This is a genomic window from Bacillaceae bacterium S4-13-56 (genome assembly GCA_040191315.1).
GTDB lineage: Bacteria > Bacillota > Bacilli > Bacillales > JAWJLM01 > JAWJLM01.
The window spans coordinates 1-16,453 of record JAWJLM010000088.1 but is presented as its reverse complement, the minus strand read 5'-3'; the positions used below and the strand labels follow the sequence as shown (position 1 = coordinate 16,453).

The 16,453-nt window shown below is 37.9% G+C and carries 16 protein-coding genes and 1 other annotated feature; of the genes, 14 read left to right on the top strand and 2 right to left on the bottom strand.

What is annotated here, in order from left to right; translation table 11 throughout:
• Positions 1 to 257 precede the first annotated feature (257 nt).
• On the top strand, positions 258 to 521 hold the full coding sequence (locus RZN25_16245) for a hypothetical protein (GenBank protein MEQ6378364.1): 264 nt from the start codon (positions 258 to 260) through the stop codon (positions 519 to 521).
• Positions 522 to 869: 348 nt separating this feature from the next.
• Positions 870 to 1,625, top strand: coding sequence for a tRNA threonylcarbamoyladenosine dehydratase (locus RZN25_16240; GenBank protein ID MEQ6378363.1), 756 nt, complete (start codon positions 870 to 872; stop codon positions 1,623 to 1,625).
• A gap of 53 nt (positions 1,626 to 1,678) precedes the next feature.
• Here RZN25_16240 and RZN25_16235 read toward each other — a convergent pair whose 3' ends face one another.
• A complete protein-coding gene (locus tag RZN25_16235) occupies positions 1,679 to 2,326 on the bottom strand; it encodes an RsfA family transcriptional regulator (protein ID MEQ6378362.1) in 648 nt (215 codons plus the stop codon).
• Between the two features lie 110 nt (positions 2,327 to 2,436).
• Entirely contained in the window at positions 2,437 to 3,711 is a 1,275-nt protein-coding gene (locus RZN25_16230; GenBank protein MEQ6378361.1) for a replication-associated recombination protein A, read from the bottom strand.
• 142 nt (positions 3,712 to 3,853) lie between these two features.
• On the opposite strand from RZN25_16230, the gene RZN25_16225 reads away from it, so the two are divergent.
• The 12 genes from RZN25_16225 (at position 3,854) to RZN25_16170 (ending at position 16,378) form a co-directional block, all read left to right on the top strand.
• A complete protein-coding gene (locus tag RZN25_16225; protein MEQ6378360.1) occupies positions 3,854 to 4,570 on the top strand; it encodes a YitT family protein in 717 nt (238 codons plus the stop codon).
• A complete protein-coding gene (locus RZN25_16220) occupies positions 4,500 to 4,919 on the top strand; it encodes an Rrf2 family transcriptional regulator (GenBank protein MEQ6378359.1) in 420 nt (139 codons plus the stop codon). The genes RZN25_16225 and RZN25_16220 overlap by 71 nt, the downstream gene beginning before the upstream one ends.
• A 22-nt stretch (positions 4,920 to 4,941) precedes the next feature.
• Entirely contained in the window at positions 4,942 to 6,093 is a 1,152-nt protein-coding gene (locus tag RZN25_16215) for a cysteine desulfurase family protein (protein MEQ6378358.1), read from the top strand.
• A 1-nt stretch (position 6,094) separates the two neighbouring features.
• On the top strand, positions 6,095 to 7,207 hold the full coding sequence (mnmA, locus tag RZN25_16210) for a tRNA 2-thiouridine(34) synthase MnmA (protein ID MEQ6378357.1): 1,113 nt from the start codon (positions 6,095 to 6,097) through the stop codon (positions 7,205 to 7,207).
• 62 nt (positions 7,208 to 7,269) lie between these two features.
• Entirely contained in the window at positions 7,270 to 7,944 is a 675-nt protein-coding gene (locus tag RZN25_16205; GenBank protein ID MEQ6378356.1) for a tetratricopeptide repeat protein, read from the top strand.
• A gap of 21 nt (positions 7,945 to 7,965) precedes the next feature.
• Positions 7,966 to 10,275 carry an ATP-dependent RecD-like DNA helicase gene (locus RZN25_16200; protein MEQ6378355.1) on the top strand — a complete coding sequence of 770 codons (2,310 nt, stop codon included), beginning with the start codon at positions 7,966 to 7,968 and terminating at the stop codon, positions 10,273 to 10,275.
• Between the two features lie 98 nt (positions 10,276 to 10,373).
• Positions 10,374 to 10,559, top strand: coding sequence for a hypothetical protein (locus tag RZN25_16195; protein MEQ6378354.1), 186 nt, complete (start codon positions 10,374 to 10,376; stop codon positions 10,557 to 10,559).
• A gap of 379 nt (positions 10,560 to 10,938) precedes the next feature.
• Positions 10,939 to 12,006, top strand: a complete 1,068-nt coding sequence (locus RZN25_16190) for an AI-2E family transporter (protein ID MEQ6378353.1) — start codon at positions 10,939 to 10,941, stop codon at positions 12,004 to 12,006.
• Positions 12,007 to 12,047: 41 nt separating this feature from the next.
• Positions 12,048 to 12,255, top strand: a binding site (T-box leader).
• 344 nt (positions 12,256 to 12,599) lie between these two features.
• Positions 12,600 to 15,242: an alanine--tRNA ligase gene (gene alaS / locus RZN25_16185; GenBank protein ID MEQ6378352.1), complete on the top strand. Its 2,643-nt coding sequence runs from the start codon at positions 12,600 to 12,602 to the stop codon at positions 15,240 to 15,242.
• 149 nt (positions 15,243 to 15,391) lie between these two features.
• Positions 15,392 to 15,658, top strand: coding sequence for an IreB family regulatory phosphoprotein (locus tag RZN25_16180; protein MEQ6378351.1), 267 nt, complete (start codon positions 15,392 to 15,394; stop codon positions 15,656 to 15,658).
• Between the two features lie 2 nt (positions 15,659 to 15,660).
• Entirely contained in the window at positions 15,661 to 16,086 is a 426-nt protein-coding gene (ruvX, locus tag RZN25_16175) for a Holliday junction resolvase RuvX (protein MEQ6378350.1), read from the top strand.
• Between the two features lie 10 nt (positions 16,087 to 16,096).
• Entirely contained in the window at positions 16,097 to 16,378 is a 282-nt protein-coding gene (locus RZN25_16170) for a DUF1292 domain-containing protein (protein MEQ6378349.1), read from the top strand.
• Positions 16,379 to 16,453: the final 75 nt, after the last annotated feature.

Here is a 16,453-nt window from a genome sequence, read left to right as displayed (position 1 = left end):
AGGAAAGCTAACCTGGACATATTCTAAAAAATACGAGAAGCTACGTAAAAAAAGAAAAGAACATTATCGTAAAATCACGGTCCAACGGAAAAAAATTGGCGAATGACATCCTTTCTCTCGGTTCTGAAGTTCGAATCGAAACCATGCGGTTTCAGTCCTAGCAAAAGCGTTCGAAACAGACAACTCGCAATCAAAAGAATGGGAAATGTAATCGGAAGAAACGATTTGGAAAATCAATAACGAATCGAGCCCCTGCGATGTTTCTATCTATCTTGGATCGCAAGTTAGGCTACCAAGGTCGTTCCTTAAAGAAAATAGATACTTATGCCGTAAAAGCGAGTCAATTTAACCATCTCACAGGAGAATATAACAAAAAGCAACTTTCAGAAAGATGGAATGATTTCGGAGAATTCCTGATTCAACGTGATTTATATAGTGCGTTTTTAATAAGAAAACACCAAGGAAACGCTCCATTCTATGGATGTAGACTTATGCCACGAAGAACGGAAGCGTTTCATTGAATTGCATAACTGCGAGATTGCACGGCTAAAACAATCACAAAGCAACACATTGCGTTGGTTTATCGCATAAAACAAACCTGATTGGTCATGACAACGTCCAAAAGAAGTCGGAACGAGAAGCATATCAAGAGTCTATCTAGGCTTGTTGAGAGAAGTGCCTTGCTTATACGCAATACGTCCGTTAATGTTTTTGGAGAATTCAAGCCAGTACTTTGGTGGAAACTCTTTCCAAAAGGAAAGATAAGGGCATCAGAGAGAAGCTTGTTAGTATCCTAGAACCCCACTGCTTTAGCTGTAAGGTTGTAAGATATAGGGAATTTTTATTATTGTGTTTAAGGAGCTGGGTTCATGCTACATCAATTTTCAAGGAATGAATTAGCTATAGGAAAAGAGGGGTTACAACTTTTAAGAAATTCAACAGTAGCTGTTTTAGGGATTGGAGGAGTTGGTTCATTTAGTGCGGAAGCGTTAGCTCGCTCGGGTGTTGGAAAATTAATACTTATTGATAAGGACGACGTTGATATTACCAACATAAATCGACAGATCCATGCTCTACTATCTACGGTAGGGCAATCTAAGGTTGATTTAATGGCTGATCGAATCAAAGATATAAATCCAGACTGTGAAGTTGTTAGAATGAAAATGTTTTATAATGAGGAAACTTACGAACGTCTTTTTGAACATAAACTGGACTTTATTGTTGATGCAAGTGATACCATTACTTTTAAGATTCACCTCATAAAGCAATCACTAGAGCGAAAGATTCCGATGATTTCAAGTATGGGTGCAGCGAACAAAATGGATCCTACAAAATTCAAAATCGATGATATATTTAAGACTTCTTATGATCCAATTGCAAAGGTCATACGAACAAAACTAAGAAAAGAAGGATTTAAAAAAGGTGTACCTGTTGTTTATTCGACGGAAAGACCAATTCGTATACGCGAAGATGTTCGTAAGGAAATAGCTTCAGATCACGCTCCTATTCGAAAGGCGAAGATGCCTCCATCGTCTAATGCATTTGTCCCTTCCGTTGCGGGGTTAATTATGGCAAGTTATGTCATTCAAAAATTATTAGAACCAATAAATATTGATCGGCATTAAAAAGTTCAATAAAAAGGTGATTCCTCGAATGAAATAAGGAATCACCTTTTCTATTATTTAGCGACTTGCTCTAAATTGCCATTCTTCTCCATGCGGAAAGCAGGAAATGGTCTTTCCTGTTCATCATCAAAAACTACCATCTTACGAGCACGATCCATAATTTGAATAAAGGATTGATAGTCCTCCTGCATCACGGCTAATTGCTTTTCTAATTGTTTGACTTGTTTTTGGAGTTTTTCGTTTTCGCTAATTGCTTCTTCGTACTGAGTAGACAACTTATTTAGTTCGTGTTGAGTTTTACTAGATTGAGTCGTTTCTTTCTTAAGTTTTGATAAGTAGTGGATCACATGATCCAGTGACATAGAAGATGATTCTACTGATTCAGATGTATCCATTTTTGATTGAAAAACAGGAGTAGATGGAATTCTAGGTGTAGATCTATTTTGCTCATGTTGAATCTTAGCTTCCTCTCTTTTTTTCTCTTTTCTTTGTCTTTTTGCTAGATCAATGGCTTGGTCATAACGTTGACGAACTTCTGCATTCCAGCGAAATCCACAAGCAGCTGATGTTCTATTCAGTTTGTCACCTACTTCATCAAATGCTTTTAATTGAGTGCTTCCCTCCCGAATATGTCTTAATACTGTTTCTGCTAATAGTAGATCATCTTCGTGCGACCATGCATCTTGTCTAACTTTAACCATCAATAAATCTTCCTTTCTGTTATATGAATAGATTTGTATTTGATATTTTGTTTCTAGTATTGACAGAAAGAAAGGTTTTATTCAAAAAAATATAAATAGATTTGTTAACACTAGTTTTTCTTTTTAGTATTAATATTTTCATAAACCTGGGCAAGGGTTGTTTCAAATTTCCCATTATGTTTAGGCTCGTAATATTTTCGATTTTTTATTTTATCAGGCAAGTACTGTTGCTTTACCCATCCGTTGTCATAATTATGAGGGTATAAGTAATCTATTCCACGCCCCAATGAACTAGCTCCTTTGTAATGTGCATCCTTTAAATGTAAAGGGACATCGCCTGTTATCCCTTTTCGAATATCAGATAGGGCGGAGTCAATGGCTGTTATGGCTGAATTTGATTTCGGCGATAAACATAACTCTATGATTGCTGCAGCAAGTGGTATCCTTGCTTCTGGAAACCCAATTCTCTCAGCTGCTTCTACAGCGGCAATTGCTCTAGGACCTGCTTGAGGGTTTGCTAGGCCAATGTCCTCATAGGCTATGACGATCATCCTTCTAGCAATGCTATCTAAATCACCAGCTTCAATTAATCTTCCTAAATAGTGTAAGGCTGCGTTTACATCGCTGCCACGAATAGATTTTTGGAAAGCAGATAAAACATCATAATGTGCATCCCCGTTTTTATCATGGGAAAAACTCTTTTTTTGCATACATTCCTCAGCAGTTTGCAAGTCAATGGAGTCGATTTCATCATTTGACTTGCCGCTAGAGAAGGCAGCCAATTCAATCCCGTTTAGTGCTGCTCGTAAATCACCATTTGCGGATTGCGCAAAATGATCTAGGGCTTCTTCTGAAAAATTGATCTTCATTTTTCCTAACCCTAATTCCTGGTCTTCAATAGCCCGCTCAATAGCCCTTTTAATGTCTTCTTCAGACAGGGAATGCAGTTCAAAAATATGACAACGACTTCGGATCGCTGGATTTATAGAGTGGTAGGGATTAGAAGTTGTACACCCTATAAGAGTAATTAAATTTCGTTCTATATGTGGTAATAAAAAATCTTGTTTAGCTTTATCCAATCGATGCACTTCATCTAATATAAGAACAAGCTGACCCGACATTTTTGCTTCTTCTACTGCAATTTCCATTTCCTTCTTTTTGTCCACAACTGCATTAAGCATTCGATATGGCAATCGTAAGCTTTTGGCCAAAGCCATAGCCATAGAGGTCTTCCCTGTGCCAGGAGGTCCATATAAGATCATGGAGGCAAGTCTACCTGCTTGTACCATTCGACGTATCATTTTCCCTTCTCCAACAAGGTGAGTCTGCCCAATGATATCATCAATCGTATTAGGTCTCATGCGATAGGCAAGTGGTTGGTTCATGCTCGTCCTCTCCTTTGATAAACATCAACATATTATATCGTAAGCCTATAGTTTAAGTCTTTAAAATGCAAGAATGAAATATTTCATGCTATAATTGTATGGAAAATAAACAAAGGTGCTTGCTAGAAGGGATATGACATGATTGATTTTTAAATTACCCTTAACGGGATCGATTCGTGAAAAAACGTTCCGTTGGGGATTTTTTGTGATAGGCATTCTTTTGCTGTCATTAGGTATTTCTTTAACAATACAGGCAAAGGAAGTTGGAATTGGTCCTTGGGATGTCCTGCATTATGGTCTTTATTCACATTTAGGCTTAACAATCGGTTCTTGGGCTATCTTAGTGGGACTATTTATTGTAGCTGTTTCTTCCATTGTTATGAAATCAATCCCCAAAATTGGGACTGTTATAAACATGATTTTTGTTGGCATATTTATTGATCTATTCAATTTACTATTCACAGAACCTACTACCTTATGGGGATGTTGGGTGGTATTATTAATAGGAATTGTGATTAGTGCCTTCGGAATTGGAATTTATGTTCCTTCAGGAATAGGAGCAGGTCCTCGTGATAGTTTAATGCTAGCCCTTACTAGGTTAACAAAATTAAAGGTAGGGACCGTTCGAAATGGACTAGAAATTATTGTAGCTTTCATTGGTTGGTTATTAGGAGGTCCTTTAGGTTTAGGAACCATTGTGACTGCTTTATTATTAGGAACTTTCGTGGGATATACTTTGCCATTTGGACAAAAACTGATAAATGAATTGATAAAAAGAGGTGAGCGGGATGAAAATATCAACAAAAGGAAGATACGGATTGACGATTATGATCGCATTAGCAAAAAAGCAGGATCATAAACCACTTTCCTTAAAGTCTATTGCACAAGATTATGATTTGTCGGAACATTATTTAGAACAACTAATTGCTCCCTTGCGTAATGCGGGTCTTGTTCAAAGTATACGAGGGGCCTACGGTGGGTATATTCTTGCTAAGGAACCGAGACGAATTTCAGCAGGAGATGTCATTCGTGTTCTAGAAGGTCCTATTAGCCCAGTAGAAGCGTTAGAGAATGAAGAGCCAGCTAAGAAAGCCTTATGGATTAGGATTCGAGATGCTGTTAAGGAAGTTCTTGACACGACAACGATCGAAGACCTTGCCAATTATGAGGAAACCAATCCATATGAATCCTATATGTTTTATATTTAAGTATTAAGAAAGTTGGGGTAGTGTGAAGCCAATTTATTTTGACCATGCAGCAACGACACCTGTTCACCCAGAAGTTGTTAAGAGCATGCAACAGGCTATGGAAACTGCCATAGGTAATCCTTCTTCGGTTCATTCTTTTGGTCGCCAAGCGAGAAGGATAATGGATGAGTCGAGGGCGGTAGTTGCTCAAACAATAGGTGCTAAAGAAAAGGAAATTATTTTCACCAGTGGTGCCACAGAAGCGGATAACCTTGCAGTGATTGGCGCTGCTTTTTCTAATAGAGCAAGTGGAAATCATATTATAACCACTTCCATTGAACATCACGCTACACTTCATGCCATGGGGCACTTGGAAAAACATGGTTTTACCGTCACCTATCTGCCAGTTAATGAAAGTGGTTTGGTTGAGGTGGAGGATGTGGAAAATGCTTTATCCGACGACACTATTCTAGTATCGGTTATGTACGTCAATAACGAAACGGGAGTTATCCAACCGATTCGAGAAATCAGTGAAATCCTGAAGAACCATCAGGCATTGTTTCATGTAGACGGTGTACAGGCCTTAGGTTATTTGCCAGTCAATGTTCAGGAAATGAACATTGACTTATTTGCTGCGTCTGGACATAAATTGAATGGACCTAAAGGAATTGGTTTTTTGTATTGTAGAGATGGTGTTCCATTAGAAGCAAGACAATTTGGTGGGGAGCAGGAGCGTAGACGGAGACCTGGGACAGAAAATGTTCATGCAGTTGCTGGTCTTCAAACTACTATGCAACTTCTACAGGAACAAAGAGATGACCGTGTAGAAAAATATAAAAAATTCAAATCTCATTTCATCAATGTTCTTGAGAAAAATGGGATCGAGTTTAAAATTAATGGTGACCCTGCTTATACAGTTTCATCAATCATCAACATAAGTTTTACAAGTTGTCATGTAGAACAGCTATTAATGCAATTTGATTTATCTGGAATAGCAGCTTCTAGTGGCTCAGCCTGTACAGCAGGAGCAATAGATCCGTCTCATGTGCTGACGGCAATGTTTGGAAAAGATAAGAACAGAGCAAATAACTCTATTCGGTTTAGTTTTGGGGAAGCCAATTCAGAAGAAGATATTATAAATGGTGCTCAAATTGTAGCAGATATCATCAAGAAAAAGCAGAAAGGTGGTGCATAAAATGAAGGAACCAAAAGATACAAGAGTAGTAGTTGGCATGTCTGGTGGTGTGGATTCATCAGTGGCAGCTTTATTGCTCAAGCAACAAGGCTATGATGTTGTTGGTATATTTATGAAAAATTGGGATGACACCGACGAATTTGGCGTCTGTACAGCAACAGAAGATTTTAATGATGTTGTTCGTGTTTGTAATCAACTAGACATTCCTTATTATGCAGTCAACTTCGAAAAACAATATTGGGATAAAGTGTTTACTTATTTCCTAGATGAATATAAAGCAGGAAGGACTCCTAATCCTGATGTAATGTGCAACAAGGAGATTAAGTTTAAAGCCTTTTTAGATCATGCTTTGTCATTGGGTGCTGATTATTTGGCAACCGGTCATTATGCACAAGTTAGAAAAAACGGAGATCACTACGAAATGCTAAGAGGCAAAGATGATAATAAGGATCAAACTTATTTCCTAAACCAGTTGTCCCAGGATGTGTTGTCTAAAGTTATGTTCCCACTAGGACATATAGAGAAAAAAGAAGTCCGAGAAATAGCCCAAAAGCATAATTTGGCAACAGCAAGCAAAAAAGATAGTACTGGAATTTGTTTTATTGGGGAAAGGAATTTCAAAGAATTTTTAAGCCAATACTTACCTGCACAACCCGGAACTATGGAAACACTAAATGGAGAAGTGAAAGGTAAGCATGATGGGTTAATGTATTACACTATCGGTCAACGCCATGGCTTGGGGATTGGCGGAGCAGGAGAGCCTTGGTTTGTCGTAGGAAAGAATCTAGAGAAAAATATACTTTATGTTGAACAGGGATTCCATCATGATGCCCTTTATTCTAATGCCCTGGAGGCTGTTGATGTAAATTGGATCAACGGGAATCTTCCAGAAGAGCCTTTTCAAGTAACAGCTAAGTTTCGCTATCGTCAAAAAGATACGGAAGTAAAGGTTATTCCTAAGTCTAAGCAAGAGGCGCTCGTTGAGTTTGTGAACCCTGAAAGAGCGGTTACTCCAGGCCAAGCAGTTGTTTTCTATGATGGCGAGGTTTGTTTAGGTGGAGGGACCATTGATAAAATCATAAAAAATGAAACTTATCTATCCTATGTTGGATAACCCTGACTCAAGCACCTGAGAGTGAGGGATTTCTTTTTAATGGAGGAAAAGGAGTGGTCAGTTTGTCGAATGAAATAGAAAAAGGGATAGCTTTTATGAAAGAGCAAAAGTATGATAAAGCAGCACAGATGTTTACGAAATCTATAGATAATAACCCCAATGATCCTGTTGGGTACGTTAATTTTGCCAATCTGCTGTCTCACTTGCAGGATCATGAACGCGCAGAGAGATTTTATCTTCGAGCCATAGAGATAGACCCCAAAAGTGCTACGGCTTATTATGGCTTGGGCAATTTGTATTTTGAAAAGGATATTTTTAATCAAGCACAAAAACAATTTGAAAAAGCCCTTCAGCAAGGGTTGGACGAAGCTGATGTTTATTATATGCTAGGTTTATCTCTCGTGAATCAAGAACAGGATCTCAGAGCCATTCCTCATTTGCAAAGAGCGGTGGAATTAAATTCCGAAGATGTAGAAGCGCGATTTCAATATGCTTTGGCTCTGGCAAAAAGCGGGTCGGTGGATCTAAGTAAAAAAGAATTTATAGAAGTTATAGAAGCTGATCCTAACCATAGTGATGCACATTATAATCTTGGTATAGTATATCTATTTGAAGAGAATCTGGAGTTAGCTTTATCTTATTTAGATAAGGCAATAGAATCACAACCAAATCATTTACTTGCTCTTAATGCGAAGGAAAAGGTTGCAGAGTTATGGAATAATATAGAAGAATCATAATTGGGAAATGAGGTGGGTGCAATGGAACAGTTGAAGGAAGCGGGATATATAAAAGGTGAGATCCTTAAAATGCTCTTCCATAATCAAGAGGACCACTTTTCCATTGGGCTCATTCGTATTATAGAAACGAATGAAGAAATAGAAGAAAAGAAAATAGCGGTAAAAGGACATTTCCCTTATCTTGATGAAAAAGAAATCTATCATTTTGAAGGAAGCTTAACTGAACATCCGAAATTTGGTGCTCAATATGACGTTGTCACCTTCCAACGAGTGATTCCCACCGGAAAGGAAGGAGTCATCCAATATCTTTCAAGCCACTTATTTCACGGAATTGGTAAAAAATTGGCTAAAAGAATCGTTGATCAATTGGGTGAATCAGCTGTTCAATCTATTCTGAATGACCCTGACGCCTTGGATCAAGTGAAAGGTTTAACTCAGGAAAAGAAGGATCGGTTAGTAAAAGATTTACAAGAGCATCAAGGATTTGAATATGTAGCTGTGAATCTAAATAAATATGGTTTTGGATTACAAATGTCACAAAGGTTATATGAAGTTTATGGAACCGACACGGTTAAAATTATAGAAGGAAACCCTTATCATCCAATTTTTGAAGTAGAAGGTTATGGTTTTCAAAGAGCTGATCAATTGGCAAAACAATTAAATCTTTCTATGGATCATCCATCAAGGGTTCAAGCTGGTTGCATGTATAGCCTATATGAATTAAGTCAAGAAGGCCACGTGTTTTCCAAAGTGGATCCTCTATTATCCAAGGTTCATAATCTTCTTTTTCCTTCGACATACCCTGTCGAAAAAAAACTTATTTCCCAAGAAATAAATTCTCTTATAAAACTGCATAAACTTGTTTTGGAAGATGACAGAATTTATTTACACTCCCTTTATCATGCTGAAAAGGGCTTTGCTAATCACATAGCAAGATTATCAAAGATTAAAATAGAGGAAACTGTTCCTACAGCAGAAATCATGAAAATGATAGGGAAAATAGAAGAAAAAGAGGGATTTAGTTATAGCAATGAGCAATTTGAAGCTATTCAAGGGGCTTTGTCCTCTTCTTTATTTATCTTAACGGGGGGGCCTGGAACCGGAAAAACTACAGTAATTAAAGGAATTCTTAATGCTTATGCTAGTTATCATGGCCTATCTTTAAACCCTCATGATTATAAAGGGAAAGATCCTTTTCCTTTTGTTTTAACAGCCCCAACGGGCCGTGCTGCTAAAAGAATAACAGAATCTACGGGAGTTCCTGCTATGACCATCCATCGTCTTTTGGGATGGAAGGGGGGAGAGTCTTTTGAAAAAAATCAGCAGGAACCTTTGGAAGGAAAGCTGTTAATTGTTGATGAGTTTTCTATGGTTGATATTTGGCTAGCCAATCAGTTGTTTAGAGCTATTCCAAAGGATATGCGAGTGATTATTGTAGGCGATCAAGACCAACTTCCATCTGTAGGCCCAGGACAGGTTTTGACAGATCTCCTTCAAGAAGAGAGCATCCCCGTTATCGAATTACAAGAAGTATATAGGCAAGCGGAAGGTTCGAAAATTATAGAGCTTGCACATTTAATGAAAAAAGGGTCTTGTTCTATTTCACATTTAGATAAGGACCGGGATTTTTCCTTCATCAATTGTCAAGAATACCAAGCAATCGGTGTCATAGAAAAGGTTGTTCAAAAAGCAATTGAGAAAGGTGTATCCATTAAAGATCTTCAAGTATTAGCTCCGATGTATCGATCCGATGTTGGGATTAACCAAATTAATGAGGCACTTCAAAACCTAATAAATCCCCAGTCTTCCGAAAAAAGAGAATGGAAAGGAAGTCAAAGAGTCCTTCGAGTTGGTGATAAAGTATTACAATTGGTCAATCAACCTGAAAAAGGTGTCTTTAACGGGGACATTGGCACCGTTGTTACGATTCAAATGGCTGACGAAAATGAGGAGCAAAAGGAATGTATGATTGTCGATTTTGATGGAAAGGAAGTATCCTATGAGCGTAAGGATGCGAACCAGCTTACTTTATCTTATTGCTGTTCCATTCATAAAGCTCAGGGAAGTGAGTTTCAAATCGTTCTTGTTCCCGTTTTCCATAGTTACCGTAGAATGCTAAGAAAGAAATTATTATATACAGCAGTTACACGTGCAAAGTCTTCTTTGATTCTCCTTGGAGATAAAGAGGCATTCTTATATGGAGTAAAACGAGAGGAGGAGTATCAGCGGTTCTCGACTTTACGAGAGAGACTCCAATTTTCTTTTGCTTCTCATGTAATAGAAGATGAGGAAGATGTGTCACCCTATGACTTTATGGGAAATGATGAGTAAATAGCTAGGAAACTACGAATAGTTCTCCGTATGAAACATTTATGATTTGGACAAACTAGAAATAACACAATTTAATAGAGAGATTGGAGTGTCTTCACTTGCTTTGTCCAAATTGCAAACAAAAAAACATCGGAAAAATTGGGAATAATACATTTTATTGCTGGAATTGTTTTATTGAACTAGCACTTGAAAATGGAGTCATCCATGTTAATCAAGTGGAGGAAGACGGTTCTCTTAGTTCGCTTGATGATCTTTTTGATGAGCAGGAACGATTTTCAGGATGAAAATGTTTTCTTTCAAATAAATGCCAAAATGATCCCCTGTTCTTTGTGACAGGGGATTTTAAAACGGAAGATAAAAATTGTTTAGCCTAGCGCCCAATCGACAAAGAGTCAGTTTCTTATATCAAGTCGAAAAATCATCATTGATTCACGTTGTGAATAGTGTTTCCTTAATTTCTAATACAAGGCGTGAAATCTTGTTAGTACTGCGATTACTCGACCCGCCGAAACGATTGGTAACGCCTACGTGACCCGCATCCTCGAAAAAGCAAGCTTTTTCTTTGTTTGGAAAAGCTCATTGTAGCATTCTCTGTCCTGTGGGCCTCACCTTCTTTAGTCGATAATCCGGGCGCTCGTGCTTTTCTTTCGAGGTGTGTGTTATATGTTATCAAAAGATAGATTAATTCATTGGATGTATTTTGTAGCCTTAGGAATTCTTATTCTCATTTTTTCATATCTCTTATTTGCGGTTTATCCTTATATACGTGTTGTTTTTTCTTTTGTTTTAAAAATTGCAACGCCTTTGCTTATTTCGGCCTTTATTGCTTACCTTCTCCATCCAATTGTAGAATCTCTTCATAGACAGAGAATACCTAGATGGTTAGCCATCTTGATCATCTACTCCTTTTTCTTTGGCGGAATTGGCTGGGCAATTTATAAAGGATATCCTTTACTTGTTCACCAGATAAAGGACTTAAATGAACAAGTCCCTCAGTTTATCCAAACTTATCGCGAATGGATTTCATTAGCATATGAGCAAACAGCGCATTTACCTGAAGCAGTACATGATCGGATGGACGAGCTATTCGTTTTTGCTGAAACTAAAATTACGGAATTGCTTGAAGGAACAGGTAAAAAAGTTACCAACATGATGGCGATTATTATTAATGTAGCTGTTATACCTGTATTGGTATTCTATATGCTCAAAGATTATCCTCTAATATGGAAAGGTTTTTACAAACTCATTCCAAGTCGAAGAAAAGAAAAAGCACATCAAGTGATAAGTGAAATGGACAAAAGTCTTGGTAATTATATTCGCGGACAATTGCTTGTTTGCTTTTGTGTTGGACTAGTATCTTTTATCCTACTGTGGCTTATTGGAATGAAATATCCACTTTTACTTTCTTTATTTATGGGACTCACCAATGTAATTCCATATTTTGGACCAATCATTGGAGCAGCACCAGCCTTAATTTTAGGGATAACAGTTTCGTTTAGGATGGCCCTTTATGTTTTAGGTGCAGTAGTCATTGTTCAAATAATTGAAAGTAATCTGCTTTCTCCTTTTATTGTCGGAAAGAGTCTTCACATTCATCCGATTTTTATTATCATAGCTTTACTTGTTGGAGGAGAAGTAGGTGGGATCATTGGCATGATTCTCGCTGTTCCTGTTTTAACCGTTCTAAAAGTACTTGTCCATCAATCACGTATTGCTCTATTTCAAGATTGACATCTACTGTGGAGTTCACTATAATTAGTCGCAGAATATAACAAAAAGCAATGAGGGAACGAGTACATAACAATCACCTTATAGAGAGGGGCTTCCTTGGCTGGAAGAAGCTCCGGGGTTAAGGTTATGGAACGCTACTCCTGAGTGTGGAAACCCCACCGGTCGACAGCCGTTATCTTGTTCTAAAGGTGATGAGCATTGATTTGTTCATAATCAGGGTGGTACCGCGATATAACTCTCGTCCCTGCTTTTTAGCAGGTGGCGAGTTTTTTTTTTACAAGATAAGTATAAAATTTGTCTAGCTTCAGGGAAAAAGCAGCATCGAGTTATCTTCGGTGTTTTTGCCCCGCGTAATTGCAGGAAGGAAAGCTACTCAGAGCTTCTTCGCAGAGACAAGTACTTTTCTTGTTTCGAGGGGCAGCCAATTGAAGTTTCCCTTTATGTACTTGAAAACGAAAACTAAGGCTTTCGCCACTAGGACTTACATTCCAGAGTATAAGGGTCCTTCTAAGAAAGCAAAATACGCTTTCAAGAATCCATTTAACGATAAGCCAAGTTTTTCTGTTACTTCGAAAAAATAGAGGAGGATTGCAATGAAGCAATTACAATCACATGAAGTGCGTCAAATGTTTCTGGATTTCTTTAAAGAAAAAGGACATAGAGTAGAGCAAAGTGCCTCTCTCGTCCCACATGAAGACCCGACCTTATTATGGATTAATAGTGGAGTAGCTACACTAAAAAAATACTTTGATGGTCGAGTCATTCCTGAAAACCCAAGAATCGTAAATGCCCAAAAATCGATTCGTACGAATGATATCGATAATGTAGGGAAAACAGCTCGTCATCATACATTCTTTGAAATGCTAGGAAATTTTTCTATTGGAGATTATTTTAAAAAGGAAGCTATTGAATGGGCTTGGGAGTTTTTGACTAGTAAAAAATGGATTGGATTTGAGCCTGAAAAATTATCTGTAACCGTTCATCCAGAAGATGAAGATGCCTTTGTTTTTTGGAGAGATCATATCGGTTTGCCTGAGGAAAGAATCATTCGTTTAGAGGAGAACTTCTGGGATATTGGGGAAGGTCCAAGTGGTCCCAATACTGAAATCTTCTATGATCGAGGAGAAAAATATGGAAATGATCCAAGTGATCCTGAATTATATCCGGGTGGAGAAAATGAACGTTACTTAGAAATATGGAATCTTGTGTTTTCACAATTCAATCATAATCCTGATGACACTTATACACCACTTCCAAAGAAAAACATTGATACTGGAATGGGATTAGAACGTATGGTTTGTGTAATTCAGGATACTCCAACCAATTTTGAAACAGATTTATTTTTGTCTATCATTGAACATACAGAAAAAATTTCTGGTTCCCAATATGGTGACTCACCAGAAACAGATACAGCCTTTAAAGTGATTGCCGATCATATTCGAACCGTTTCTTTTGCTGTTGGAGATGGTGCACTTCCATCAAATGAGGGTCGTGGATATGTCTTACGTCGTTTACTGCGTCGTGCCGTTCGATATGCGAAGCAAATTGGGATAGACCGTCCTTTCATGTATGAATTGGTCAGCGATGTAGCCCAAATTATGATCGAATTTTATCCGGAAGTCCGAGAAAAACAGTCTTATATCGAAAATGTTATTCGAACAGAAGAGGAACGCTTTCATGAGACATTAAATGAAGGATTGACCATCTTAACGTCCATTATGGAAAGGGAAAAGGGAGCTGGGAAAACCGTTTTTCCTGGAAAAGAAGTGTTTAGATTATATGATACGTACGGTTTTCCAAAAGAACTAACAGAAGAATATGTTGAAGAAGCAGGATTTACGATGGATGAAGAGGGTTTCCAAGAAGAAATGGAATTGCAAAGAGAGCGTGCACGAAATGCTCGTCAAAAAGTAGACTCCATGCAGGTTCAACAAGGAATTTTAGGTGAAATTAAAGAACCAAGTGAATTTATTGGTTATGACCAATTAGAAACAACAACCAAAATAGTAGAACTTGTCTATAATTCCGATCGTGTAGACCGAGTGAGTGAGGGGAATGAATTATTTGTATTCCTTGAAGAGACACCTTTTTATGCAGAAAGTGGTGGACAAGTTGCAGATTTAGGAACGATCCAAGGTCCTAATGGTTTGATGGAAGTACAAGATGTACAGAAGGCTCCAAATGGTCAGAATCTGCATCGAGCTATTGTAAAAGAAGGCTTCATTCAAAAAGGAGATACAGTTAAGGCAATAGTGGAAAGAGAAGCCCGTAGCCATACAGTGAAAAACCATACGGCTACACATCTTTTGCATCGTGCTCTTAAAGATGTTTTAGGTGAACATGTTAACCAAGCAGGTTCATTGGTAGCTCCGGATCGCTTGCGTTTTGATTTCTCCCATTTTGGTTCTATTTCCTCCAAAGAACTCGAAAAAATTGAATCAATAGTTAATGAGCAGATATGGAATTCGTCGGAAGTGGGAACTAGTTATCACGATATTGAAGAAGCTAAGAAAATGGGAGCTATGGCATTGTTTGGCGAAAAATATGGCTCCACCGTTCGTGTAGTAAAAGTAGGGGACTATAGCCTTGAATTATGTGGTGGATGTCATGTTCAAAATACAGCTGAGATTGGTTTGTTCAAGATAATTAGTGAGTCAGGCATTGGAGCAGGAACAAGAAGAATTGAGGCTGTTACTGGAAAACAAGCTTATCAGTATATGACAGAAAAACAACAAATGTTAAATGATGTCGCACAACACTTAAAAACAAATCCAGCTTCTGTCATTAAAAGAATTGATTCAATTGTCCAGGAAGTGAAGAATTTACAAAGGGAGAATGAATCATTAAAGGCTAAGCTTTCCAATTTAGAGGCTTCTTCTATCCTTGATGACGTTAAGGATATCAATGGAGTACAATTATTAAACAAAATAGTAAACGTCTCTGATATGAATGCTCTTCGTACAATGGTAGATGAACTAAAACAAAAATTAGGTTCCTGTGTTATTCTATTAGGGACAAGTACTAACGGAAAGGTACAATTAGCAGCAGGAGTCTCAAAAGATTTAATGGAAAAAGGGTTCCATGCAGGAAATCTAATTAAGGAGGCTGCTTCTCGTTGCGGAGGCGGTGGTGGAGGACGTCCTGATATGGCTCAGGCTGGAGGGAAAAATCCAGAAAAATTAGAAGAAGCTATTTCTTTTGCCAAAGAATATGTACAAGAGGTTTCGCAATCATAGGCAAACGGTATATAATGGATAAAAGAAACAAGGTTATAGGATTGATAGGATAGTAAAAAGCTGTCCCATCTAAATAAGACGAGACATTTTTTACTGTAAAGCCTTTGTGAATGCCAAGTTTTTTAAACATGGAAGAAGAGGTGAAAAAGATGAGTTCCATGGACAAAACGATGAAATTTAACTTTTCTGAAGAACCGTATGATCATAATGTGAAAGAGGTCTTACTGGCAGTACATGGTGCACTTCAGGAAAAGGGGTATAATCCCATTAACCAGATTGTTGGATACTTACTTTCAGGAGATCCTGCTTATATTCCACGTCATAAAGATGCACGTAATTTGATCCGTAAAATGGAGCGAGATGAGATCATTGAGGAAATGGTGAAATTTTATTTAGAAAAGAATAATGAGGCTTAGATATGAAAATTCTAGGATTAGATGTAGGAACCAAAACCATAGGCGTTGCCGTTAGCGATGACCTTGGATGGACAGCCCAAGGCGTAACAACTATCCATTGGGCCGAAAATCAACCTACACCAGCATTAAAAGAACTTCAGCAACTGATTGATGAATATGGGGCTGAAAAAATAGTTGTTGGTCTCCCTAAAAACATGAATGGTACAGTTGGGCCAAGAGGTGAAGCCTGCATTCGTTTTAGTGAAAAAATCGAGCGGGATTTAGACATTCCTGTCGTACTCTGGGATGAAAGGCTGACAACTATGGCTGCTGAACGTGTACTATTATCAGCAGATGTTAGTCGGGCGAAACGAAAGAAAGTCATTGATAAGATGGCTGCATCTATGATCCTACAAGGTTATTTAGATGCGAACTCAAAAAGTTTGTGAGGTGGAAGGAATGGGTTTAGAAGAAAAAGAACGAATCATTATTCCCGATGAAAATGGTGATGAGCATTTATTTGAAGTTTTGTTTACATTTGAAGTTGATGAAACAGGAAAAACTTATATAGCTGTAGTTCCTGAAGATCAAAAAGATGATGAAGAGGTTGAAGTTTTTGCTTTCCGATATGAAGAAAAAGAAAGTAATGGTGATGACATGGCCCTTTACGAACTTGAAACAGACGAGGAATGGGACATGGTAGAAGAAATGCTTAACACTTTCAGTGATGATGAAGAATAGAGAAAAGCTGTTATCCTTTAAGGATGACAGCTTTTTTGGTTCGCCCGGCATGGGCGAACTCTAACAGGTGAAAGT